This window comes from Lentzea indica (assembly GCF_012184385.1).
GTDB lineage: Bacteria > Actinomycetota > Actinomycetes > Mycobacteriales > Pseudonocardiaceae > Lentzea > Lentzea indica.
The window spans coordinates 1-23,280 of record NZ_VSRL01000139.1 but is presented as its reverse complement, the minus strand read 5'-3'; the positions used below and the strand labels follow the sequence as shown (position 1 = coordinate 23,280).

Here is a 23,280-nt window from a genome sequence, read left to right as displayed (position 1 = left end):
GACTCCGGATACTTCGACGGACGAGCCATAACAAACATCCTCTCGCCCAACAGCACCGCTGTCAGGACTCAAGGTGTCCGGCATCCGGGGGCAACTCCAGTGCGACTCGTGACGGGACCACCCCACACCAAACGCAACCCACCCACGCAACAGGCAGCCGCCGTAAGCAACCGGCGTGCCATCAACCCGCGCACGGCGCTGGACCCCCGATCAGATTGCCGGGGGTCTGGGGGCAGAGCCCCCAGGGGAACCACGCAACAGCAACCCGCCAACGCCAAACAACCACCTACGGCAAGAGCGCGCACGCTAACGCAGGCGTCCCCCTGATCCGGGAACCCCTACATCTCAACGTACTCACAGGGTCCGACAAGATCACCCACACGCAAACCCCACCCCAATTGGTCTAAACCTTGACAGCCAAGTCCACACCCTGAAACCGTGACCCTTCGCCGCCACCACAAGGTTCCCCCTTGCCCTGGAGGATGGCGTGAAATCAAAGAGAGTGCGGGCCGCACTCACAGCGCTGGTGATCGCCGGATCGGGAGTACTGGTGACCGGAACAGCAGAAGCGGCGACCACACTGCAAGAGCTGGTCCCCCAGCCAGTCCAGATCCAAGCCCGCCCGGACATCACCTTCACCCTCACCGCGGCGGCCAAGATCCAGCTGGGCCCGGACACCGCCCGCAAGCCGGCCGAGCTCCTGGCAGGAATCCTCCGCCCGTCCACCGGCTTCGCACTGCCGATCGCAGACGGCGTAACAGGCGAAGGCATCGTCCTGCTCAACGGCGCAGACCCGAAAACCGGCCCAGAGGGCTACCAGCTGGACGTGACCCCGAAGCAGGTGGTCATCCGCGCCAACACCGCGGCAGGCCACTTCAACGGCGTCTCCACGCTCCGCCAGCTCCTCCCCGCCAAGATCGAGGCGAAGACCAAGCAGGCAGGCCCCTGGACCGTTCCCGGCGCCAGCATCCTCGACCACCCGAGGTACCAGCACCGCGGCGCCATGCTCGACGTGAGCAGGCACTTCTTCACGCCGGACCAGGTCAAGCGCTACATCGACCAGATCGCCGCCTTCAAAATCAACTACTTCCACCTCCACCTCAGCGACGACCAGGGCTGGCGCCTGGAGATCAAGAGCTGGCCGGAGCTCACCAAGATCGGTGGCAGCACGGAGGTGGGCGGCCGCAAGGGCCAGCTGTTCTACACCCAGGACCAGTACAAGGACCTCGTCGCTTACGCGGCCAACCGGGGCATCACAGTCATCCCCGAGTTCGACATGCCAGGCCACACCAACGCCGCGCAGGCGTCGTACGCCGAACTGAACTGCGACGGCAAGAAGCGTCCCCTGTACACCGGCACGGACGTGGGCTTCTCCTCCCTCTGCATCAGCAAGGAGATCACGTACAAGTTCATCGAGGACGTGGTCAGGGAAGTCTCGGCGATCACGCCCGGCCCGTACTTCCACATCGGCGGCGACGAGGCGCTGAGCACCCCGGACGCGGACTACGTGAAGTTCATGAACCGCGTGCTGCCGATCGTCAAGAAGTACGGCAAGACGACGACGGGCTGGCACGAGTTCATCAAGACCACCAAGGACACCGCGCTCGTCCCCCAGTTCTGGGGCACGACGAGGTCCGAGCCCAACGTGGCCGCGGCGGCGCAGCGGGGCAACAAGATCCTGATGTCGCCCGCGAACCGGATCTACCTCGACATGAAGTACAACAAGAACACCAAGCTCGGCCTGGACTGGGCCGGCCTCGTCGAGGTCAAGGACGCCTACAGCTGGAACCCCGGCGCGTACCTCAGCGGCGTGACCGAGACGAGCATCAGGGGCGTCGAGGCTCCACTGTGGACGGAGACCATCAGGACCTCCGCCGACATCGAGTACATGGCATTCCCGCGCCTCCCGGTGGCCGCCGAGCTCGGCTGGTCGACGGCCGCCACCCACAACTGGGACCGCTTCGCGCCACGGCTGGGCGCGCAGGGACCGCGCTGGAAGATCCAGGGCATCAACTTCTACGCGAGCACCCAGGTGCCCTGGAAGAAGTAGCCCTCTAGAAGTAGCCCTGCGCGCGGTCGGAGTAGCTGACCAGCAGGTGCTTCACGCGGCGGTACTCGGCGAGCGCGGCGGTGTTCGCCGGGTACGCGTAGTAGTTGTTGACCCACACCCGCTCGGCGCGCAGCTCCTGGCCGACGTTGTGCGCCAGCACCACGTCGCGGCACCAGATGCCGGCGCCGAGCTGGGCCGTGGCCTCGTTGGCGATCTTCACCGCGTCGTCGCGATCGTCGAACCTCGTCACCGACACGACCGGACCGAGCACGTCGTCGGCGAAGACCGCGGAACGGTGATCGCCCTCGAAGATCGTGGGCTGGAAGTAGTGGCCGTCGGCCTCGCCGCCGGTCACCAGTCGCGCGCCTTCCGCCTTCCCGCGCTCGACGTACTCGAGAACCCGGTCGCGCTGCGCGAGGCTGACCAGAGCGCCGACCATGGTGTCGGTGTCGAGCGGGTCGCCCGTGCGGAGGTTCCGCGTGCGCTCGGTGGCCAGGTGCAGCAGTTCCTCGTAGACGGCGGTCTGGATCAGCGCACGCGACGGGGCCGTGGAGACCTCGCCCTGGTTGGCCGCGAACATCGCGAAGCCTTCCAGCGCCTTGTCCAGGAAGCTGTCGCGTTGCGCGGTGACGTCGGAGAAGAAGATGTTTGGGCAACGACCCGACACGACCGGGTGGTCATCGGACCCGGTGATCACGTTCACCACACCGGGCGGGAGCAGGTCCGCGATCACACCGAGGAGAACATGGATCGACGCCGGCGTCTGCAGGGCGGGCTCCAGCACCACGGCGTTGCCGGCTGCCAGCGCGGGAGCCAGCACACGGCCAGCGTTCATCAGCGGGAACGTCCACGACACGCGTTCGTGCACCACGCCGAGCGGCTGGAACGTGCGGTAGTCGCAGGTGTTGCGGCCGAGCTGCTCGACCTCGCCCACCTCGGTGCGGATGACGGCGGCGAACTGGCGGAACTGCTCGATCAGCAGCGGCACGTCGGCGACCAGGGCCTCGCGCACCGGCTTGCCGTTGTCCCACGTCTCGGCGACCGCGAGCTCGGTCGCGTGCTCCTCGACCCGGTCGGCGATCTCGCACAGGACCGTGGCGCGTTCTCGTGCCGTGGTGTTCCCCCACGCCCGTGCGGCGCCACTGGCCGCGTGCAGGGCGCGTGCGCGGTCGGCGTCGGTACCACGTGCGACCTCCGTGAACACCTCGCCGGTCACCGGCGTGACGTTCTCGACGTAGTCACCGGACACCGGCGACACGTAGTCGCCGCCGATGAAGTGGTCGTACCTCGGCCGGTACGCGACCACGCTGCCGGGCTGACCCGGTGCCGCGTACTGCGTCATTCTCGACTCCTGCTGGATGAACGGCGTGCTCGATGAACGGCCCGCTGGAAGATCAGGGTGGGGGAAGTGAGAAAGTAGGCCGCAGAACGTTGCATGCTCGTTGCAAGCCGTGGATGGATCAGTGACCCACGACCCCATGCAACACGCACTGTTGCTGAGTCGCGTAAGAGACGCCGTGTTGAGTGGTACTCGCACGGTGAATTCGCCACGCTCGGTGATTTCCGCGTCGTGGCAACGGTCACTCGCGGCCAACGTGGATCCCGACCTGCACACCGCCCCGACGGTGTTCGCCGCTGACGAACTGCCGGATCTGCGCGAACGACACCCGCTGCACCCGAGCCTGCCGTTGCTGCGCGAGACCCTGCTGGGCTTCGCGGAAGAGGCCGGGCACATCATGATCGTCGCGGACGCGCAGGGCCACATCCTGTGGTGCGAGGGCGCCAAGGACACCCGCGGGAGCGCCGAGGACGTCGGTCTGGCCGAAGGAACGCGCTGGTCGGAAGACGCGGCGGGAACGAACGGGATGGGCACCGCGCTGGCGGTGAACTCGGCCGTCACGGTCCACTCTGCCGAGCACCTCGTGCGGACCTATCACCACTGGACGTGCGCGGCGAGCCCCATCCGCGACCCGGACTCCGGCAAGACGATCGGCGTCGTCGATCTGAGCGGCCCGATCGAGACGGTCCATCCCTCCATGGTGGCTTTGGTGTCCGCATCGGCCCGGCTCGCCGAGTCGGAGATGCTCGCCAGGATGCACACGCAGGACGAGGAGCTGCGGGCACGCAACATGCGGCACCTGATGGCGTTGCGCGGTGAGCCGGGCGCGTTGCTCAGCCCGACCGGGCGGGTCGTCGCGGTCGAGCCGTACGGGCTGGTGCCGTCGCGCGTCGACGTCTCCAGCGACCGGGTTCAGCTGCCGGACGGCCGCGAGGCGGTGCTGGAGCCGCTCGCCCAGGGCTACCTGCTGCGCGTGCCCCGGCAGCGGCACGTGCGGCGGTCGGTGCTGTCGCTGTCGTTCCTGCTGCCGGAGCCCAAGGTGGTGCTGGACGGACGCGAGGTGCCGATCTCGTTGCGGCACGCGGAGATCCTGTGCGCGCTGACGTTGCACGGCAGGCTGTCCGCCGACCAGCTCGCGCTGCGGCTCTACGGCGAACGCGGCAACCCCACGACCGTGCGCGCCGAGCTGCACCGGCTGCGCGCCCAGCTGGGCACCGACGTGCTGGCAACCAGGCCGTATCGCCTGACCGCGGACGTCGAAGCGGACTTCCTGGCGGTGCGGGCCGCGTGCAAGGACGGCGACGTGCCGCTGACCGCCTCCCGGTACCGAGGCTCACTACTGCGGCGCTCCGAAGCGCCGTTCGTGCTCGCCGAGCGGGACGACCTCGCGACCGGCGTGCGCAAGGCCGTCCTGTCGCGCGGCGACGCGAACGCGCTGTGGACGTTCACCCAGACCGACTCGGGCGAACACGACGTCGAGGCACTGGAACAGCTGGTCAGGCTGCTCCCGGCAGACGACGTGCGACTCGCGATCGCCACCGCGCGGCTGAGGAGACTCAGTCAGGACGATTGACAAGAGTCTCGCGAACTGAATATCTTCCTTGCTAAGAGACTTAGTAGGGGAGGCTGTCATGCGCGTACTCATCATCGGAGCGGGGACCGGTGGCCTGTGCCTGGCGCACGGGCTGAAGAAGGCCGGCGTGGACGTGGCGCTGTTCGAACGCGACCGCACGCCGCGCAGCATGTTGATCGGCTACCGGGTCGGGATCAGCCCGGACGGGAGCAAAGCGCTGCACAGCTGCTTACCACCGGACGTGTTCGCCGAGTTCGTCCGCACCACGGCCCGGCCGCCGCAGCGGATCAACATGCGGACCGAGAAGTACGGGGAGCTCCTGGTCGGCGAGTTGCCCCAGGGCATGGACGACAGCCGCAGCGAGAAGTCGGTCAGCCGGATCGCGATGCGCACGGCGCTGCTCAACGGCATGGAGGACGTCGTCCGGTTCGACAAGACGTTCACGCACTTCAGCCGCAACGACGACGGCTCCGTGACCGCGTTCTTCGACGACGGCACATCGGAGACCGGTGACGTGCTGGTCGGCGCGGACGGCGCACAGTCCAAGGTCCGCAAGCAGTACCTGCCGCACGCGAAGATCGCGGACACCGGCATCACGACGATCGCGGGCAAGCTTCCGCTCACGCCGCAGAACGCGAAGCTGCTGCCACCGCAGGCCGACGGCGCCGTCACGCTGCTGTACGGCTCCAAGGGCGCCTTCGTGATCATCCACGTCATGCGGTTCGACGGCGCGGGGGTCGAGGACGACTACATCATGTGGGGCTACGCGGCCTCGCACGACAAGTTCCCCGACCTGAAGGGCCTGAGCCAGGAGCAGCTCAAGCAGGTCGTGCTGGCCATGACGCCGAAGTTCCACCCGAACCTGCGGGAGCTCTTCCGGCTGGCCGATCCGGAGACCGTGTTCCAGATCAAGGTCCGCACGTCCGAGCCGCTGGAGCCGTGGAAGTCGAGCAATGTCACGCTGATCGGCGACGCGGTGCACCTGATGACACCCGGCCGCGGCATCGGCGCCAACACGGCGTTGCGGGACGCCGAGCTGTTGTGCCGCAAGCTGATCGAAGCACACCAGGGAAAAAACCCGGTTCAGGCGATCTCCGAGTACGAGCGGGAGATGATCAAGTACGGGTTCGAGGCCGTGCTGGCGTCGCGCGAGCAGATGGACGGCAACGGCGCGATCCACAAGCCCGTGATCGGCCGGCTCGTGCTGGCCTTCATGCGGACGTTCCTGCGCGTCACCAACGCGGTGCCGGCGCTCAAGCGGAAGATGCTGGCCAGGGACGCCGCTGACCGTGATCACGTAAATTCAGCGCATGAGGTGGTTCACGCCGGGTGAGGTGGTCGTGCGGCGCGAGGTGCTGCACGGCAAGGTCTGGTCGGAGATGCCGACGAGGGTGATCGTCGACGAGCCGGGGCTGCTCGCGGTGTTCGTGGAACCGGGCACCCGGCTCACCTACCCCGATCATCACCACCCTCACCCGTGGGACAAGCCGGAACGCGGGTTCTGGCGGGGGCACGGCAAGCTCATGCTGCACCGCCCCGGCGACGCCTACTCCGTCGACCTGTTCTGGAAGGGCGACGACCGGGTGTTCGGCAACTACTACCTGAACCTCCAGGCGCCCTACCGCCGCGTCGAGGACGGGTTCGAGACGCTCGACCACGCCCTGGACTACACGCTCGCACCGGACGGCACGTGGGAGCAGCGCGACCTCGACGAGTTCGAGGAGCAGGTCGCGTCGGGCAAGTACTCGGCGGAGGAGGCCGAGGCGATCAGGGCGGAGGGGCTCAAGATCGAGAAGATGCTGGCGTCCGGCGAGATCTGGTGGGACACGGCCTGGGCGGACTGGCACCCGTCGACGGTGTGGCGATGAAAGTCCGGCCCCTCACGTTCGACACGCTCGTCGCCGAGATCGTCTCCCGCATCAGCGCGATGGACGGCCGGGTGCGCGTGCTCGTCGACGGAGCGCCCGCCGCCGAACCGGGGAAGCTCGCGGACGCCGTAGTGGAACCGTTGCGCGCCTTCGGCCGATCGGTGCAGCGCGTGTCCACTGAGGACTTCCTACGACCGGCGTCGGTGCGGCTGGAACACGGCCGCACCGACCCGTACTCCTACCGGCACGACTGGTTCGACTTCAACGGCCTGCAACGCGAAGTGCTCGATCCCGCGCTGGACGGCAAGGTGCTGCCGTCGCTGTGGAACGCGGCCACCGACAGGGCCAGCCGCGCCGAGTACGTGGACGTGCCGGAGAACGGCGTGGTGATCGTCGACGGCACCCTGCTGCTGGACCGCTGGCTGCCGGCCGAGCTGACCGTGCACCTGTGGCTGTCCCCCGGCGCCCTGAAGCGCAAGACCGCCGAAGAGTGGACGCTGCCGGCCTTCGACGACTACGAGCCGGTGGCGGACCTGTTCGTGCGCTACGACCACCCGGATCGACCGGGTCTGGTCGAGTCGTGAACCGGCCCTCCCGCTGCGGACGTGAACGGCAACACTTTGCGGACCGTGGTGCCGGAGAACCGGTAACCTCGCAGGCATGTGGCGGCCGGAGACCAGGACCCGAGCGATGCTGATGCTCGCGGTCTTCCTGCCTGCCCTCTACGCCTTCACGCTGTTCTCCTCGCCGACCGAGGTCGTCGCGGCCGTGACCGCGCTCGCCCTCGCGCTGATCGTCGTGGTCGCGCTGGTGCCGCTGTCGGTGGCACCGGCGCGGTCGCTGTCGATCCGGGAACGAGCGCAGCGGTCAGCCCAACTGCGGCTGCGCAATCCTGACGCGGCAGGCAGGCCCCGTCCTCGAGCACCGGGATGCCGGACGTTCTGACGTCCTGCTCATCCCCAACTCGATACGGAGACCCAACCCTTGTTCGCTGACCTGGGCGCTGCCCTGGCGAGCCTCGGCACGCCCGCGCTCGCCATCGTTCTGTTCACGATCGTCGTCCGGCTCGCGCTGCACCCGCTGGCCCGCGCGGCCGTGCGCGGCGAGAAGGCCAAGGCCAAGCTCGCCCCGGAGATCCAGAAGCTGCAGAAGAAGTACGGCAAGGACCTGATGCGGCTCTCGGAGGAGTCGCAGAAGGTCTACAAGCGCAACGGCGTCTCGATGTTCGCGGGCATGCTGCCGATGCTCGCGACGGCACCGTTCTTCATGGTCATGTACCAGATCGTCACGACCCCCAACCCCCTCCTGGAGGGGACGATTTTCGGGGTTTCGCTAAGTGCTCATTTCGTGAGCAGTTTCGCCTGGGTGTTCTTCGTGCTGTTCGGCCTGCTCGCGGCGGTGGCCTATGTGACCGTGCGGTGGCAGCAGTCGCGGATGACCACAACGCCCACTCCCGGCTTCATGACCGGGCTCCTCAAGGTGCTGCCGTTCGGCACGATCCTGGTGGCCGCGTACCTGCCGCTGGCAGCCGGGTTGTACCTGCTCACCACGACGACGTGGACGATCGCGGAACGGGCGTTGCTCTACCGCATCCTGAGCTGAAGCTGGGCGACGAGCCGGACGAGCGGGTCGTCCAGGTCGAGGTCGATTCTCTTGAGCCGGTACCTCAGCGTGTTGGGGTGGACGTGCAGCCGATCCGCTGCGGCTCGCACGTCACCCAGCGCGTCCAGGTAGGCCAGCAGCGACTTGGCCAGTTCGGGATCGAGTGCGTCGATCCTCGGATCGCGGATCCGCGGATTGTCCTGGAGCAGGGCCAGGATCTCGCTGACGAGGACCTGTGACCTCACGTCGGCGAGCGTCGCCACCTCGGCGTCGAGGTCGCGGGCCATCGCGTCGAGCACGCGTTCGGCCTCCTGCCGGGAAATCCTGACCTCGTCCAAAGTGGACACCGTGGATCCGACAGCGGCCTGGACGTTCGTGTGCAGGTGCCGGCGGGCGGTGGTGACGATTTCCCGTGTCAGGTTCAGGAGCTGGGCGTTCGGGGCGAGGTCCGGCAGCAGGACGTAGGTGCGGCCACCGGACTCGCTGACCAGGGCGCTGCGCCGGTACGCCGCCGCGTGCACGGAGATCAGGCCGGTCATCTCGGCGCGGCGGAGCTCGTGTTCGCTGCGGTCGCCTTCGCCGTCTCTCAACGCGAAGACCACGACGGCGGCGGGCTTCTTCGGGTCGGCGCCGATCTGGCCGGCGACCGTGGCGGCGTCCATCCGGCCGGTCAGCAACGCGGCGAGGAGGTTCTCCCGGAACCGCGACGTGGGCTGGTTGCGCTGCTGGATCAGGTGCGGGGCGGTGACGCGGGCGGCGCCGAGCAGCGCCCGTTCCGCCTGCTCGGTCAGCGGCTGGTCGCCCTCCTGCACCCAGATCGCGCCGAGCGGCTGCGTGCCCGCGTGGATGCCGACGGCGATGCGGCGGCGGATGCCGAGCTCGGGACGTTCGTCGATCCGCACGACCTCTTCTGACGATCGGAGGAGGTTGTAGACGCCCCACTCCCGCAGCATCTTCAGGTACGGCTCCGGGCCCTGGCGGCCGAGGATGGAGAGCCGGCGCAGTTCGTCGACCTCGTCGGACGAGCGGGAGTAGGCGAGCACTCGGCTCGCGGTGTCCTCGATGCTGACGATGCCGCCGGTCAGCGTCGCAATCGTTTGCGCGAGCGCAAACAGGTCGCCGAGAACCTCGCCGTCGTCGGTCGTGGTCGTGAGCACGCCCTTGGCGAGTGACTCGAGGTGACCCCAGCGGACCTCGGGACGGACTTCCAGCAACGCCACACCCGCGTCGGTGGCCGCTTGTTCGAGCGCTTGCGAGCTTTCTTTGACCGCGACCGCCGCGGCTTTCGCCCGTCCGGCCGCCCTGATCAGCGGCAACGCGGCACGCCCTCGTGCGCCGATCAGCAGGGCGAGGTCTCCTGCCGCGACGTCCGGAGGGTCGTCCGGATCCATGATCACGACATCGCGCACGTCGACCTCCAGGCCGTTGGGCGCGACCTGCAGTTCGACGAGTGGATCGCCGAGCGCGATGAGGATGTGCCGGAGGCTCATGGTTGTTCGATCGTACATCCGAGATGGTGAATCTTGGCTGGTCGCACAACGGCCCGTGACGTGCGCGGACTTACGGTTCTAGCCACCGAGCACGATTCGAAGAGGAGTTGCGAGTGGACGCGGTCACCCAGGTTCCCGCCCCGGTCAACGAGCCGGTCCTGCAGTACGCCCCCGGTACCCCGGAGCGCGCCGAGCTGCAGGCGAGGCTGGCCGAGCTGCAGAAGGAGCCGCTCGAGCTGACTCTGACCATCGGTGGCGAACAGCGCATGGGTGGCGGCGCGCGTGTCGACGTCGTCCAGCCGCACAACCACCGCTCCGTGCTCGGCACCCTGGCCGGCGCGACCCAGCAGGACACCCAGGACGCGTTGCGCGCGGCCCGTGAGGCTGCCCCTGCGTGGCGCGCGATGTCGTTCGACGACCGCGCGGCGATCCTGCTCCGCGCCGCCGACCTGCTCGCCGGCCCGTGGCGTTCGACGCTCAACGCCGCCACGATGCTCGGCCAGTCGAAGACCGCGATCCAGGCCGAGATCGACGCCGCGTGCGAGCTGATCGACTTCTGGCGCTTCAACGTGCAGTTCGCCCGGAACTTGCTGGCCGAGCAGCCGATCTCCTCCCCCGGCGTGTGGAACCGCACCGACCACCGCCCGCTCGAGGGCTTCGTCTACGCGATCACGCCGTTCAACTTCACCGCCATCGCCGGCAACCTGCCGACCGCGCCCGCGCTGATGGGCAACGTGGTGCTGTGGAAGCCGTCGCCGACCCAGTCGTTCGCGGCGCACCTCACCATGCGGCTGCTGGAAGAGGCGGGCATGCCGCCCGGCGTGATCAACCTGCTGCCCGGTGACGGCCTGGCCGTCTCCGAGGTGGCGCTGAACTCCCCCGACCTCGCTGGCATCCACTTCACCGGTTCCACGGCGACGTTCCAGCGGCTTTGGGCGCAGGCCGGCGCGAACATCGCGAACTACCGCTCGTACCCGCGGATCGTCGGCGAGACCGGCGGCAAGGACTTCGTGCTGGCGCACCCGTCGGCCGACCCCGACGTGCTGCGCGTCGCTTTGATCCGCGGTGCTTTCGAGTACCAGGGCCAGAAGTGCTCCGCCGCGTCGCGCGCCTACGTGCCGCGCTCGGTGTGGAACAAGATCAAGGACCAGTTCCTGGCCGAGGTCGAGGCATTGACCTACGGCGACGTCACCGACTTCTCCAACTTCGGTGGCGCGGTGATCGACCGCCGCTCGTTCGACAAGCTGTCGGGCGTGCTGCAGGCCGCGCGTGCGGACTCCTCGCTGGAGATCGCCGCCGGTGGCACCGCTGACGACTCCGACGGTTTCTTCGTGCGGCCGACCGTGCTCGTCGGTTCCGACCCGTCGAACTCCGTCTTCACCACCGAGTTCTTCGGCCCCGTGCTCGCGGTCCACGTGTTCGAGGACGCGGACTACCTCACTGTTCTCAAGCAGATGGAGAGCGCGGCTCCGTACGGTCTGACCGGCTCGATCATCGCTCGTGACCGCATGGCCGTGGCGCACGCGCAGGAGGAGCTGCGGTTCGCCGCCGGCAACTTCTACGTCAACGACAAGCCGACCGGTGCCGTCGTGGGCCAGCAGCCGTTCGGCGGCGGCCGCGCGTCCGGCACGAACGACAAGGCGGGGTCGGTCCACAACCTGCTCCGCTGGGTCAGCCCGCGCTCCATCAAGGAGACCTTCGCGGCGCCCACCACCCACCTCCACCCGCACCAGGGCTAGATCCAGCCCGAAATTGATGAGGGGAGCTTTCCTCAACCACAAGTTGAGGAAAGCTCCCCTCATCGACCTCACCCGAGGAAGTGATCTTGATGCGTAGTGTGCTGCTCGCTGCGTCCCGGAGTGCGGGTGCGCGCAGCTCGTCGAGCGACGCCGCTGACCCGGCCCGTCGTCGAGCGGTTCGTCGCCGGTGACGACGTTTCGTCCGCGATCCGCGCGACCGCCGAGGTGCTCGGCGACGGGCGTCTGGTCACGCTGGACCACCTCGGTGAGGACACCGTCGAGGAGTCGCAGGCCAACGACACCGTCGAGGCCTACCTGACGTTGTTGGCGCGGCTGGAGTCGCACGGCCTCACGCGCGGTGCCGAGGTGTCGGTCAAGCTGTCCGCCGTCGGCCAGTCGCTGCCGGTGGACGGCGAGAAGATCGCGCTGGAGAACGCGCGGCGGATCTGCGCCGCCGCCGCTGTGGTCGGCACGACCGTCACGCTCGACATGGAGGACCACACCACCACGGACTCCACGCTGGGCATCCTGCGTGAGCTGCGGGTGGACTTCCCGTGGGTCGGCGCGGTGCTGCAGGCCTACCTTCGCCGGACCGAGCAGGACTGCCGGGATCTGGCGTACTCCGGTTCGCGCGTGCGACTGTGCAAGGGCGCTTACCAGGAGCCTGCTTCCGTTGCGTACCAGGACAAGCACGACGTCGACCTGTCGTACGTGCGGTGCCTGAAGATCCTCATGGAGGGCCAGGGCTACCCGATGGTGGCCTCGCACGACCCGCGCCTGATCGCGATCGCCGCCGACCTGGCGTCCGCGCGCTCGAAGGACTCCTACGAGTTCCAGATGCTGTACGGCATCCGGCCCGACGAGCAGCGCCAGATCGCTGGTGATGGCAACCGCATGCGCGTCTACGTGCCGTACGGCGACGAGTGGTACGGCTACTTCATGCGTCGTCTCGCGGAGCGCCCGGCCAACGTGGCGTTCTTCGTGCGGTCGCTGCTCACGACGAGCTGAGCGCCTCGACGGTCTCCATCGCGAACTCCAGCTTCACCGGCTCACCCACCTCGCGCATGATCTTCACCGCGCGGTGGGTGAGCTGAAGTGCTTTCTCCAGCTCGTACTTCGTCTCCGCGCAGAGCCGTCCGTAGATCGTGAGCGTGTCGGCGTACCCGGCTTCCTTGTCGAGGTCCTTGCCCGTCATGTGCCACAGGACGACGGCGGTGTGCGCGGTGTTCCTGGCCTCCACACGTCGTTCCGCGCCACGGAGTTTGCACGCGTGCTGCTGCACCGCGCCGATGTAGGCGCCGGCGGCTGACGGTGACTTGTCCTTGAGCGCCCGCCAGATGTCGAGCATCAGTTCGGACGACTCCAGCGCGTGCGCGTGATACTCCATTTCGGACAGTGTGGCCGTCATGGGCTGCATGGAGATGGCGAGCTTGGCACCGAAGAAGTCGACGAGCTGGGACGGCAGCCGCCGCACGATGTCGAACACCTCCGCCGCACTGGTGAGGGCCTTGTCGACCTCGTCATGGACGAGCTGCTGCTCGGTCAGCGTGGCCAGGGCGATCGCGAGGTCGACCTGGTGCCAGACCGTGTTCTCGGCTGCCAGCTCCCGGTACACCTCCACGGCTTCCTGTGCCGCGAGGTGTTCGGCGTCAAAGTCGTGGGCGACGTTGACGACGTTGAGCAGCGCGGTGCCGACGCCCTTGCGGTTACCCGTTTCCCGCCACAGCATCACGGCTTCCTGCGCGGTGTGCTTGGCGTCCGAGTCCTCCGCCAGGTCGCGCAACGCCTGGCTGTGCCGCATCAGCGCGTCCGCCAGCTCGGGCTGGAACGTCTGCGGGTTCACCACTGCGAGCCTGCGGAAGACCTCGACGGCTTCCTTGAGGGTTTCGTTCGCGGCTTCGGCCCTGCGGAGCTCGACGAGCATCGAGCCGGCGGCGGCGAGGTTGCGGGCGAGTTCGGGTTCGTAGCGCGGGTCCTCCTGGGAGAGGATGCGCCAGTTCGCGATCGAGAGCTGCATCGAGTCGGCGGCGTGCGCGTTCTCGCCCTCGGCGTGGAACCGGCGCGCGACCGCGGCCGCCACCCTGGCGAAGTCGGCGCGGAACAGCGCCGGGTGCATCTTCGAGAGCTCCTGGTACATCAGCGTCGCGCGGCTGATGGCGTCCATCGACGCTTCCGGCATGCCGAGCGACTGGTAGCGGTAGCTGATCTGCTCCAGGGCGGAAGCGAGCTGCGGTGTGGTCTCCGGGTCGTCGATCGCGATCTCGTGCCACAGCCGGATCGCTTCCTCCGAGACCTTCAGCACCTCCTCCGTGCGGTGCACGGCGATGAGCCGGAAACCCAGGTCTCCCAAGGAGTCCGCGAGCAGCGGCCGGTTCTCCCGATCCTGCTCGACCAGTTCGCGGTAGCACTCGACCTCTTGCCGCGAGGCTTCGACGGCTTCCTCGCGCAGGCCGCACAACGCCGTGCGGGCGCTGAGCATCCCGTACATCTCGACGCGTTCGAGGGTGTCCTGGGCACGGTCGATGAGCCGTTTGGTGAGCGTGGCCGGGACCGAGTCGGTGGCGAACCGCTCGTCGCGGAAAACCTGTCGGGCGATGTGGTCGAGCGTGGCGAAGGACCCGATCTCGGCGGCGATGCGGAGGCTGTCGCGGGCCAGGCCGAGCACGATCTCCGGGTCGGCGGCGATGATCTCGTCGAGCTTGGGACGCAGCTGCGGCCACCGCAGGGCCGCGCGGGCGAGCAGGTCGGGGTCCGGGGTGTCTGGCGTGGTGACCGCGAGGTGGTCCTCGGCGAGTCGGCCCGTCTTCTGACCGTTGTCGTGCTGGAGGAGCCTGCGGACGAGCTGGGTGCGGTTCACGTCGCACGGGTCGCCGCGCACCGCGGTCAGCGCGGCCATGTGCAGGTCGAGGACCGTTTCCCCGGCGATGTTCGGCGGCGGCTCGTCCGGCGCCGTGACGTTGAGCTGCTTGGCGAAGTGCTGGCAGGCCAGGGTGAACGACTCGGCGCGGTCCCGCAGGGTCGGGGCGAGCTCGAGATCCGCGACCTCGTGGTCGAAGTCCGCGATGCGCTGGCGGGTCGAGGACCACCACCAGCCCGTGGTCCTCGCCGCCAGCAGCACCCGCGTGCGCCCCGGTCCGTGCCGGAGCGTGTCCTGCAGCCGCAGGAAGACGTCCTGCCACTCGAGGCGATCGGCGTCGTCGATCAGCAGCAGCCTGCCGTGCGCCTCGTCGTCCCACTGCTCCCCGAAGTGCTGGAGCAGCCTGGTCTTGCCCGCGCCTGCCGGGGCGTGCAGCAGCAGAGACGCCTGTGGCACTGGGCCGTCGCGCCAGCACGTGAGGGCGTGCAGTTCGGATTCTCTGCCGTGAAAGGGGACCACCTGATGGGTGGGGTCCAGCAGTGCGGCGACGCTGAGTGCTCGGTCCACAGCCTCATAGTCGGCAAGTGGTCAGGCGAGGGGTAGGAAGACCACACCATCGTGGAGTTTTCCCCTTTTCCTTCACTCCTTTGCTGACTGGCTTGGAGAAGCTCCAACCGTTAGGCCCGCCGCGCGAGGTGGTGGCGGTAGCTCTCGTACTCGCCGACGAACCTGGGCCGGATGCGGGCGATCTCCAGCACCCTCGACAGTGCGTCCTTGTGCCCGATGAAGTCGGCGCCGGCGTAGTGCGCGCCGCCGATGCCACCGATGATCCTGGCTCTGATCGGCATCTGCTTGCGGGCGTACTCCTTGCGGAAGAAGCTGCCCGGCGCCATGCGCCGGCGGATCGCGCTCTTCACGTTCTCCGTGACGTCGCGCTCGTGGATCCACTCGAAGTCGGCGATCTCCTGCTGGAGCTTGGTGAAGCGCACGTACGACCTCGGGTCGAACACGTCGATGTGCGAGAAGTGGCCGCCGGGCTTGAGCACCCGCGACACCTCGCGGAAGAACCGCTCGACGTCCGGGTAGTTGTGCGAGCTCTCGACGTTGATGACGAGGTCGAACTCACCGTCGGCGAACGGCAGCCGCTCAGCGTCGCCTTCGACGTAGGTGAGCCTGTCGCCGCGGGCGAGCAGCGCGTTGGCCCTGCGGATGGCCGCGGTGGAGATGTCGAGGCCAACCGCGCGGGCCGGGTCGACGAGGCGGGTGAGGAAGTTGAGACCCTCGCCCATGCCGCAGCCGACCTCCAGCACGTTGAGGGTCTTGAATTCGGATTTCGCGTAAGGCAGTCCGCGCAGCGTTTGGAAGTAGAGCTGCTCGGAGAAACCGTCGCTGACGCCCGCGTTGAAGTTCGGGCGCAGGCTGTTGAGTTCGTTCAGCAGTTCCTCGCAGTGCATCCCCCAGTTCCAGAAGTCGCCTGTCCGCGACCACGACGCCACGTCGTCGTAGACGGCCGAGACCGCGCCTTTGATCTGGTCAGCGCCGGGGATGCCGGCGTTGAGGTCCCGCAGGCCGGTAGCCGCGTTGCCGTTGGTCATGAGAGCTCTCCCAAGGTGAGCGTTCCTTAGGTTCCGCACTGTGGCAGCGCTCCCACTAGGTGATGCCCTTTCGTGCATGCCTTCCGGGTGAATTCGTAGAAATCACCTGAGAATGAGGCATTTTGCAAACGTTTCCTCAGATTTCCCGGTTCTTTTCCCGGTCCGGAACCGGTCCCGGGCTTCAGCCCGGACTGAAACTGTCAGACCTCCGCTGCACAATCAGGGGCGTGCTGGTCGCCCTCGCCCCGGAAGCGGACGGCGCGGGCCGGTGGCAGAAGCTGCACGACGACGGGACGCCCGCTGGTCCCGCGATGGCGGCCTCTTCCCTCGCCTCCGCCGTCGTGTCGCTGGAGCGCGCCCACAAACCGCGCTGGGTGTGGGCGGACACGTCCGAGGTCTACCCGGACTTGCTCGCGGCGGGTGTGCGGGTCGACCGGTGCTGGGACCTCCACCTGACCGAGGCGTTGCTGCTCGGCGCCGAGGGCAGGCACCGCGAGCCGCGTGAGTTGCCGGCGGCGCTGGCACGGGAGCTGGGACAGCCCGCGCCTGCCGATCTGGGGCCGCGCAAGAAGGACGCCGAGCTGACGTTGTTCGAGCCGGAGCCGGTGCTGTTGCCGGGCGGCACGGACGCGTTGGCCGCGTTGTCGCTGGTTTTCCGGGCGCAGCAAAGGAATCCGGCGCTGGGGCTGTTGATCGCGGCCGAGTCGGCCTCGGCGCTGGTGGCGGCGGAGATGACGCACCACGGGTTGCCGTGGCGGACGGACGTGCACAACGCGATCCTCGAGGAGATGCTCGGGCCGCGGACCGCGCCGGGTGTGCGGCCGAAGGTGTTACAGGCGTTGGCGGATCAGATCCGGGAGGCGTTCGGCGGCAAGGAGATCAACCCGGACGCCCCTGCCAGCATCGTGCGGGCGTTTGCGCGCGAGGGCATCGACGTGCCGTCAGCGCGAAGATGGGTGCTGAAGCAGATCGACCACCCCGCCGTGGAACCGTTGCTGGAGTACAAGGAGCGCGCCCGGCTGTGGGTGGCGCACGGCTGGACGTGGCTCGACGCGTGGGTGCGGGACGGGCGGTTCCGGCCCGACTACGTCGTCGGTGGCGTGGTGACGGGCCGTTGGGCGTCACGAGGTGGTGCGGCGCTGCAGATTCCCCGGCTGATGCGGAAAGCCGTTCTCGCGGACGACGGCTGGTGCCTGGTGGCGGCCGACGCGTCGCAGCTCGAACCGCGGATTTTGGCCGCACTGTCGGAGGATCAGCGGTTGATCGAGGTGTGCGGGGACGACGACCTGTACTCGGCGCTGGCCGAGGACTCGTTCAAGGGTGAGCGGCCGCGGGCGAAGATCGCGATGTTGTCGGCGATGTACGGCGGCACGTCCGGCGAGGCCGGGCCGCTCCTTGCCGTGCTGCGCAAGAGGTTTCCCGTTGCCGTCGGCTACGTGGAAGCGACGGCGCAGGCCGGTGAGCAAGGCCGGATGGTGCGCACACGGCTGGGACGCACGTCGCCCTCCCCCTCGGAGGCGTGGCGCGAGCTGACGGGTGGCGCCGACGACTCGGGTGAGGTGTCGAGCTCGTCACGGCAGGCGGCGCGGAACTGGGGGCGGTTCACGCGCAACTTCGTGGTGCAGGGCAGTGCGGCGGACTGGACGGCCGCGTTGCTGGGCGTGCTGCGCAACAAGCTTCCCGCCGACGCCCACCTGGTGTTCTTCCAGCACGACGAGGTGCTCGTGCACTGCCCGCGTGCGGACGCCGACGCCGTGATCGAGGCGATCGCGGAGGCCGGACGCGAGGCGACACGGTTGCTGTTCGGTGAGACATCGGTGCGCTTCCCGATGAACGCGGTGCCCGTCGAGTGCTACGCCGACGCGAAATAGTCCAAACGAGACGCAGCGCGACCTGCACCGTTCGACGTCGTTGCTCCGATTGGCCGCTTGCCCCTGCGCCGTGAGAGCGCTCTCATAAATGGACTGCACCCGTGACAAGGAGGTCACTCGCGCATGAGGCAACGCCGCCGCATCCTCGCGGCCACGACAGCTCTTGTTGCCGCGGTACCCCTGGCAATCGCCGCCATGTCCGCCAACGCTTCGATCCCACCCCCTGCCGCGGGATGGACGCAGGTGTGGGGTGACGACTTCAACGGCCCGAACGGATCGCTGCCGTCGAGCTCCAACTGGATCTTCGACCTCGGCCACTCCTACCCCGGCGGCCCTGCCAACTGGGGCACTGGCGAGATCCAGAACTACACGAACAGCACTCAGAACATCAAACTCGACGGCTCCGGCAACCTGCGCATCACCGCGTTGAAGGACGGCGCCGGCAACTGGACGTCGTCGCGCATCGAGACCCAGCGCGCGAACTTCAAGCCCGCACCGGGCGGCAAGCTCGCCATCGAGGGCCGCATCCAGATGCCGAACGTCACCGGCGAGGCCGCCCTGGGCTACTGGCCCGCGTTCTGGGCGCTGGGCTCACCGTTCCGCGGCAACTACTGGAACTGGCCGGGCATCGGCGAGTTCGACGTCATGGAGAACGTCAACGGCATCAACTCCGTGTGGGGCGTGCTGCACTGCGACGTCGCTCCCGGCGGTGCCTGCGGCGAGTTCACCGGCATCGGCAACTCGCGGACGTGCCCCGGCGCGTCCTGCCAGTCCGCCTTCCACACGTACCGCTTCGAGTGGGACGACGCCGCGAAGACGTTCACGTGGTTCGTCGACGGCCAGTCGTACCACCAGGTGACGCAGGCTCGGGTCGGCACGAACGTGTGGAACCAGATGACGTCGCACGCGGGCTACTTCGTGCTGCTGAACCTCGCGATGGGCGGTGCGTTCCCGAACGCGCTGAACAACAACCAGCCGACCCCTGTCGCGGCCACCCAGTCCGGGCACTCGATGGTCGTGGACTACGTGGCCGTCTACTCGGCTGGCGGTGGGCCCACCACTCCCCCGACCACCACGACGACGAACCCGCCCGGTGGCGGGGGTTCGGCGTACAGCGAGCTGCAGGCGGAGAGCGCCGTGGACCGTTCCGGCGGCTCGGTGGCGCCGGCTGAAGGCGGCTCGGGCGTGCACCAGATCGCGAACGGCGGCTACCTGAAGTTCTCCGGCGTCGACTTCGGCTCCGGTCCGGCCCGCCAGTTCTACGCCCGCGTGGCGTCGGGTGCCGGTGGCGGGGTGAGCGGCCTGGTCGAGGTGCGGCTGGGTTCGCGGACGGCGGCTCCGGTGGGCTCGTTCGCGGTCGGCAACACCGGTGGCTGGGAGGCGTGGAGAACCATTCCCGCCAACATCTCCAACATCAGCGGGGTGCACGACGTCTACGTGACGTTCACTTCGGGGCAGCCTGCGCCGTACGTGAGCGTGAACTGGGTGAAGTTCGGAACGTGACCCCTGAGTGAGCGTCGCGGTGATGCGCTCCGCTAGAATCTCGTCCTGCACGGACGATTAGCTCAGCGGGAGAGCACTACCTTGACACGGTAGGGGTCACTGGTTCAATCCCAGTATCGTCCACTCGATCACTGAGAGCCCTGTTCGCGAACAGGGCTCTCAGTGTTTTGTGGAGTCAACTGGGATGATGGGCATGTGTACGCCGAACGTCCTGCTCCCGCGGGCCTGGCTTGCCTGTGGACGCGCACGGTTTCCTCTCCGACCGTGCAGCGCGTGGTGCCGGACGGCTGCACGGACCTGATGTGGTCGCCGTCCACCGGCGCTTTGTTCGTGGCCGGCCCGGACACGCAGGCCCAGCTCGCCGTGGTGGAGCCGGGGACGTTGTACGGGGTCCGGTTGCCGCCCGGCGCGTTTCCGTCGGTGTTCGGGGTGCCGGCGCATGCCGTCCGCGATCTGCGGGTGCCTTTGTCGGAGCTCGTGCCTGGCGTTCGGCTTCGCTCGTTCTCGGACATGGTGTCGTTCTGCGCGTCGCGGGTGGTCGTCGATCCGGCTCTGGCCGCGACGGCCTCGTTGTTGCGGTCTGCCGACGTGGCTTCGGCGGCGTGGGAGATCGGGTTGAGCTCTCGTCAGCTGCGGCGCCGAAGCCTGGACGCGTTCGGGTATCCGCCCAAAGTGTTGCAGCGGGTGCTGCGCTTCGACGCCGCGATGCGCCTGGCGTGGGACGGGCTGCCGTTCGCCTCGGTCGCTGCTGAAGCTGGGTACGCGGACCAGGCGCACCTGGCCCGCGAAGTCCGATCGTTGGCCGGAGTGCCGTTGAGTCAGCTGATCCGGTCGTAGCGCCTGAGGGTCAGCAAGGCGTCGATGGTCGCGATTGATCGCCATTCGAAATGGGTGATCGGGGTGAAGGCTGGAAAGCCGAAGTTCCAGCCACCGTCTTCCTGCTGGCCGTTCTGCAGTTCGTCAAGGTCTTTGCCGAATTCGCCGTCGGTGAACCAGCGGCGGCCCAGGCTGGTGGGTTTCTGCGCGTACTCGTGCAGCGTCAGACCTTCGCCGTCCGCATAGCCTTCGGTGCTCGGCTTGAGGTGCTTGAGCTTCTCGGCGGCGAGTTCGGCACGGGCGCGGTCGGGGACCTCGTCCAGGAACATCACCGCTGCTCGCAGCTCGTACGGGTGAGTCTTGTCGAGCTGTTCGATTTCCTGCCAGCAGTAGTCGGTGGCCCTGTCGAGCCACGGGTGGGCGATGCCGAGGACGTGGAGTGCGGCGGCGATCTGGGCCGTCAGGAGGAGTCCGCCCTGGTCGTCGGCGCTGATCCACGGCGCCATGGGGTGGCCCTTCGACGTGGACATGCCGAACGGCACGGAGCCGTCGGGGCAGGTGTTCTCGAGCCAGGTCAGAACCGACTCGGCGTGTTCGGGGGCGTTGACCTCGCCGAACAGCTGGAGGGCGCGCAGGGCGTGCAGCGGCTGGCTCGTGGGACCGCGGTGGTCCGGTTCGAGGGCGTAACCGTAGCCACCGTCCTCGTTGCGGTAGGCCAGCACGGCCTGGACGACGGCTTGGGCCTTTCCACCGTCGAAGGCGTGCTCGAACCAGCGCTGTTCCAGCGTGCGGGCGTTCTGCCAGATGAAGTTCCTCGCTCGTTCGATCATGTCTCGAACCTAGGCCGGTGGTTGCCCCAGGTCTTGAACGAAACGGCCATGTGACCTGGTCGGGGTCACACGTTTCACCCACGCTTGGAACCAGACCTATGCGAATATCCTCTAACCGGGGTGTTGAGTACTGAGGGGAGCTGGCTGAGATGCTGATGTTCGACGCGATCGTGCCGGCGGTCGGCGCCGCGGCAGCTGCCGCAGGAGCCGCTGCGGGTGCCGCGGCCGCTGGAGCCGGTGGTGGCACGGCGAGGTTCAGCGTTGACCCGGATCAGGCCCAGAAGATGATCGAGGGCCTGAAGGAAGCGGTCTCGAAGCTGTCCGAACTGCAGAAGCAGGGCCATCTGTTGAAGCAGTCCGGAGCGCCAGGCCCCGACCCGTACAGCGGCTTTGCAACCCTCGCGATGCGCCAGGCAGCTGGCGACCAGCCCGGTGGCTACATCTGGGCGAACGACGCCGCACAGAAGGCGTTGGAGCAGACGATCAAGAACATCGAGAAGGCTCTGGCCGAGTACCGGGGCACCGACGAGGCGGCGCAGACCGCATTGAAGGGCTGACACGATCTTGAAGCGCATGACCGCCCTGTTGACCGCTGTCCTCGCCATCGGTGTCCTCGCCGGGTGCTCGGAGAAGACCGGCGGAAACCCCAGCACGACAGCTCCGACCGGTGGGGAGCAGACGAGCAGCACGCCCACGAGCGGTGGCTCGTCCTCCGGTCTCAGCATCGCCAAGTTCGTGAGCAAGCCCTGCGACATCCTCACCGCCGCCCAGGTGGCGAAGCTCGGAACCGTCGCCGCCGGCAAGTCCGGCACCAACATCCTCGGCGCGGAGTGCGAGTGGAAGGGCAAGGACGTCATCAAGAACTCCACGTACTCGGTCACGGTGACCGAGGACAAGAACGTGGAGGAGATGGTCGCCAACGTCAAGAGCAACCCGATCTTCCAGGACAAGAAGTCGGACGGCGTACGACTCGTCACCAATGATGGCTCGGACGGCACGCTGCACTGCTCGACCATCATCGAGGTTTCCAAGACGGACTCGGTGACCGTGTATGTGTCCATCGCGGCGGATGAGCGGCCCACCAAGCCGGCCTGCCCCGAGTCCGAAACAGTCGCCAAGATGATCGTTGAAAACCTGAGGGGGTAGCAGAAATGGCTGGGGATGAGCCGAACATCGCAGGTTTCGCGATGCTCCCCTTCGCGGGTGGCGAAACGGTCTACAAGTGGTTCGAGAAGGGCAAGGGGCCGGGCCAGAGCACCTCGCTGACGAGCCAAGGCTGGGGTGACCTGTCGACCGGCCACAAGGACGTTGCCGAGCTGATCAACAAGGCCGTGCGCGATTCCGGCGCAGCCTGGGAGGGCATGGCGGCGGACGGTGCTCGCAGCAGCACCTCACCACTCGCCACTTGGGCCGACGTCACGGGGCAATCAGCGACCGATGCGGGCCGGACAGCCGACAGCGTTGGTGAGGCGTACGTCAACGCCAAGTACACGATGTCGAAGCCGCCGGAGGTCCCGGACAAGCCCTTCCTCAACGACTGGGCGCCGTGGGAGACCGACTACGACGAGGCGGTCGAGAAGAACCAGCAGGTCAGCGAGCAGAACATGCGAGCGTTCAATCAGTACGGGGACGCTGTCACGCAGAGCACGAACTCGATGCCGACGTTCATCTCGCCGACCGCCACCGACGCCAACATGCAGGAGCAGACCGGCGGCGACAAGAACAAGATCGACAAGGTTGACCGGAACAGCCCGCCGGACACGTACACCCCGCCCGGTGGTGGGGACGACCGGAGCAGCAGCAACCAGGACCAGACCAACCTGTCCGGCTGGAAGCCGCCGTCCGACACGACCAACCCGTCGTGGACCGATCCCAACGATCCGCGCAACCGGCCGCCTGGCACCGATCTGAACGACCCGCGCAACCGGCCGCCCAACACCGACACGGGCATTCCTCCCGGTGGCAGGTGGGATCCGAACAACCCGAACGACCCGCGCAACCGCGGCCGGTTCGACCCCAACGACCCGCGCAACCGCCCTGGCGGTCCCAACGGCCCCGGTGGCGGCCGTGGAACCGGCGGGCCTGGTGGTGGCGGTGGTGCCGGCGGCGGTCGTGGCGGCGGGGGCGGTGGCCTCGGTGGTGCCGCT

At 67.9% G+C, this 23,280-nt stretch carries 19 protein-coding genes, 1 tRNA gene and 1 pseudogene; 16 read left to right on the top strand and 5 right to left on the bottom strand.

Annotated elements, in window-relative coordinates; genetic code table 11:
- Window positions 1–487: 487 nt before the first annotated feature.
- On the top strand, window positions 488–2,050 hold the full coding sequence (locus FXN61_RS30700) for a beta-N-acetylhexosaminidase (protein WP_167977481.1): 1,563 nt from the start codon (window positions 488–490) through the stop codon (window positions 2,048–2,050).
- A 4-nt stretch (window positions 2,051–2,054) separates the two neighbouring features.
- On the opposite strand, the gene FXN61_RS30695 is transcribed toward FXN61_RS30700, so the two are convergent.
- Window positions 2,055–3,392 (bottom strand): aldehyde dehydrogenase family protein, encoded by a 1,338-nt coding sequence (locus FXN61_RS30695; protein ID WP_167977480.1) that lies wholly within the window; start codon window positions 3,390–3,392, stop codon window positions 2,055–2,057.
- 136 nt (window positions 3,393–3,528) lie between these two features.
- On the opposite strand from FXN61_RS30695, the gene FXN61_RS30690 reads away from it, so the two are divergent.
- The 6 genes from FXN61_RS30690 to FXN61_RS30665 all read left to right on the top strand — a co-directional run bounded on the left by FXN61_RS30690 (window position 3,529) and on the right by FXN61_RS30665 (window position 8,432).
- The gene (locus FXN61_RS30690; protein WP_167977479.1) at window positions 3,529–4,962 is read left to right on the top strand and encodes a GAF domain-containing protein; all 1,434 of its coding nucleotides are present in this window, start codon (window positions 3,529–3,531) and stop codon (window positions 4,960–4,962) included.
- A gap of 58 nt (window positions 4,963–5,020) precedes the next feature.
- A complete protein-coding gene (locus FXN61_RS30685; protein ID WP_167977478.1) occupies window positions 5,021–6,295 on the top strand; it encodes an FAD-dependent oxidoreductase in 1,275 nt (424 codons plus the stop codon).
- Window positions 6,273–6,830 carry a ribonuclease FAU-1 family protein gene (locus FXN61_RS30680; protein WP_167977477.1) on the top strand — a complete coding sequence of 186 codons (558 nt, stop codon included), beginning with the start codon at window positions 6,273–6,275 and terminating at the stop codon, window positions 6,828–6,830. The genes FXN61_RS30685 and FXN61_RS30680 overlap by 23 nt, the downstream gene beginning before the upstream one ends.
- Window positions 6,827–7,414 carry a nucleoside/nucleotide kinase family protein gene (locus FXN61_RS30675; RefSeq protein ID WP_167977476.1) on the top strand — a complete coding sequence of 196 codons (588 nt, stop codon included), beginning with the start codon at window positions 6,827–6,829 and terminating at the stop codon, window positions 7,412–7,414. The genes FXN61_RS30680 and FXN61_RS30675 overlap by 4 nt, the downstream gene beginning before the upstream one ends.
- A 76-nt stretch (window positions 7,415–7,490) precedes the next feature.
- Entirely contained in the window at window positions 7,491–7,775 is a 285-nt protein-coding gene (locus FXN61_RS30670) for a DUF6412 domain-containing protein (protein ID WP_246292206.1), read from the top strand.
- A 39-nt stretch (window positions 7,776–7,814) separates the two neighbouring features.
- The gene (locus tag FXN61_RS30665) at window positions 7,815–8,432 is read left to right on the top strand and encodes a YidC/Oxa1 family membrane protein insertase (protein ID WP_167977475.1); all 618 of its coding nucleotides are present in this window, start codon (window positions 7,815–7,817) and stop codon (window positions 8,430–8,432) included.
- Here the strand turns inward: FXN61_RS30665 and FXN61_RS30660 are convergent.
- On the bottom strand, window positions 8,414–9,922 hold the full coding sequence (locus tag FXN61_RS30660; RefSeq protein ID WP_167977474.1) for a PucR family transcriptional regulator: 1,509 nt from the start codon (window positions 9,920–9,922) through the stop codon (window positions 8,414–8,416). The genes FXN61_RS30665 and FXN61_RS30660 overlap by 19 nt on opposite strands.
- Window positions 9,923–10,035: 113 nt before the next feature.
- Between FXN61_RS30660 and pruA the strand changes: the two genes are divergently transcribed.
- Both pruA and FXN61_RS30650 read left to right on the top strand, forming a co-directional pair.
- Entirely contained in the window at window positions 10,036–11,661 is a 1,626-nt protein-coding gene (pruA, locus tag FXN61_RS30655; protein WP_167977473.1) for an L-glutamate gamma-semialdehyde dehydrogenase, read from the top strand.
- Between the two features lie 86 nt (window positions 11,662–11,747).
- Window positions 11,748–12,669, top strand: a pseudogene (locus FXN61_RS30650) (proline dehydrogenase family protein).
- Here FXN61_RS30650 and FXN61_RS30645 read toward each other — a convergent pair.
- Complete coding sequence (locus tag FXN61_RS30645; RefSeq protein ID WP_167977472.1) at window positions 12,656–15,085, bottom strand: hypothetical protein; 2,430 nt, start codon at window positions 15,083–15,085, stop codon at window positions 12,656–12,658. The pseudogene FXN61_RS30650 and the gene FXN61_RS30645 overlap by 14 nt on opposite strands.
- Before the next feature lie 110 nt (window positions 15,086–15,195).
- Window positions 15,196–16,113, bottom strand: a complete 918-nt coding sequence (locus FXN61_RS30640) for a class I SAM-dependent methyltransferase (RefSeq protein ID WP_167977471.1) — start codon at window positions 16,111–16,113, stop codon at window positions 15,196–15,198.
- A gap of 227 nt (window positions 16,114–16,340) precedes the next feature.
- Between FXN61_RS30640 and FXN61_RS30635 the strand changes: the two genes are divergently transcribed.
- From FXN61_RS30635 to FXN61_RS30620, 4 genes are all read left to right on the top strand, one after another.
- On the top strand, window positions 16,341–17,984 hold the full coding sequence (locus FXN61_RS30635; RefSeq protein ID WP_167977470.1) for a bifunctional 3'-5' exonuclease/DNA polymerase: 1,644 nt from the start codon (window positions 16,341–16,343) through the stop codon (window positions 17,982–17,984).
- 123 nt (window positions 17,985–18,107) lie between these two features.
- Window positions 18,108–19,487 carry a carbohydrate-binding protein gene (locus FXN61_RS30630; protein ID WP_167977469.1) on the top strand — a complete coding sequence of 460 codons (1,380 nt, stop codon included), beginning with the start codon at window positions 18,108–18,110 and terminating at the stop codon, window positions 19,485–19,487.
- Window positions 19,488–19,538: 51 nt separating this feature from the next.
- Window positions 19,539–19,610: transfer RNA gene (locus FXN61_RS30625), tRNA-Val, on the top strand.
- 72 nt (window positions 19,611–19,682) lie between these two features.
- Window positions 19,683–20,324 carry a DUF6597 domain-containing transcriptional factor gene (locus FXN61_RS30620; protein ID WP_312878105.1) on the top strand — a complete coding sequence of 214 codons (642 nt, stop codon included), beginning with the start codon at window positions 19,683–19,685 and terminating at the stop codon, window positions 20,322–20,324.
- Here the strand turns inward: FXN61_RS30620 and FXN61_RS30615 are convergent.
- A complete protein-coding gene (locus tag FXN61_RS30615; protein ID WP_167977468.1) occupies window positions 20,306–21,133 on the bottom strand; it encodes a prenyltransferase/squalene oxidase repeat-containing protein in 828 nt (275 codons plus the stop codon). The two genes, FXN61_RS30620 and FXN61_RS30615, sit on opposite strands and share 19 nt — an antisense overlap.
- Before the next feature lie 149 nt (window positions 21,134–21,282).
- Between FXN61_RS30615 and FXN61_RS30610 the strand changes: the two genes are divergently transcribed.
- The 3 genes from FXN61_RS30610 to FXN61_RS30600 all read left to right on the top strand — a co-directional run.
- Complete coding sequence (locus FXN61_RS30610; protein ID WP_167977467.1) at window positions 21,283–21,690, top strand: hypothetical protein; 408 nt, start codon at window positions 21,283–21,285, stop codon at window positions 21,688–21,690.
- 16 nt (window positions 21,691–21,706) lie between these two features.
- Complete coding sequence (locus FXN61_RS30605) at window positions 21,707–22,279, top strand: DUF3558 domain-containing protein (protein ID WP_167977466.1); 573 nt, start codon at window positions 21,707–21,709, stop codon at window positions 22,277–22,279.
- Between the two features lie 41 nt (window positions 22,280–22,320).
- Window positions 22,321–23,280 (top strand): PPE domain-containing protein (locus FXN61_RS30600; protein ID WP_223165667.1); only part of this gene is annotated, 960 nt, incomplete at its 3' end.

Coding starts and splice junctions, on each gene's coding strand:
- FXN61_RS30610 (WP_167977467.1), top strand. CDS start 21,283: ATGCTGATGTTCGACGCGATCGTGCCGGCGGTCGGCGCCGCGGCAGCT.
- FXN61_RS30630 (WP_167977469.1), top strand. CDS start 18,108: ATGAGGCAACGCCGCCGCATCCTCGCGGCCACGACAGCTCTTGTTGCC.
- FXN61_RS30675 (WP_167977476.1), top strand. CDS start 6,827: ATGAAAGTCCGGCCCCTCACGTTCGACACGCTCGTCGCCGAGATCGTC.
- FXN61_RS30685 (WP_167977478.1), top strand. CDS start 5,021: ATGCGCGTACTCATCATCGGAGCGGGGACCGGTGGCCTGTGCCTGGCG.
- FXN61_RS30690 (WP_167977479.1), top strand. CDS start 3,529: ATGCAACACGCACTGTTGCTGAGTCGCGTAAGAGACGCCGTGTTGAGT.
- FXN61_RS30615 (WP_167977468.1), bottom strand. CDS start 21,133: ATGATCGAACGAGCGAGGAACTTCATCTGGCAGAACGCCCGCACGCTG.
- FXN61_RS30660 (WP_167977474.1), bottom strand. CDS start 9,922: ATGAGCCTCCGGCACATCCTCATCGCGCTCGGCGATCCACTCGTCGAA.
- FXN61_RS30605 (WP_167977466.1), top strand. CDS start 21,707: ATGACCGCCCTGTTGACCGCTGTCCTCGCCATCGGTGTCCTCGCCGGG.
- FXN61_RS30670 (WP_246292206.1), top strand. CDS start 7,491: ATGTGGCGGCCGGAGACCAGGACCCGAGCGATGCTGATGCTCGCGGTC.
- FXN61_RS30695 (WP_167977480.1), bottom strand. CDS start 3,392: ATGACGCAGTACGCGGCACCGGGTCAGCCCGGCAGCGTGGTCGCGTAC.
- FXN61_RS30640 (WP_167977471.1), bottom strand. CDS start 16,113: ATGACCAACGGCAACGCGGCTACCGGCCTGCGGGACCTCAACGCCGGC.
- FXN61_RS30680 (WP_167977477.1), top strand. CDS start 6,273: ATGAGGTGGTTCACGCCGGGTGAGGTGGTCGTGCGGCGCGAGGTGCTG.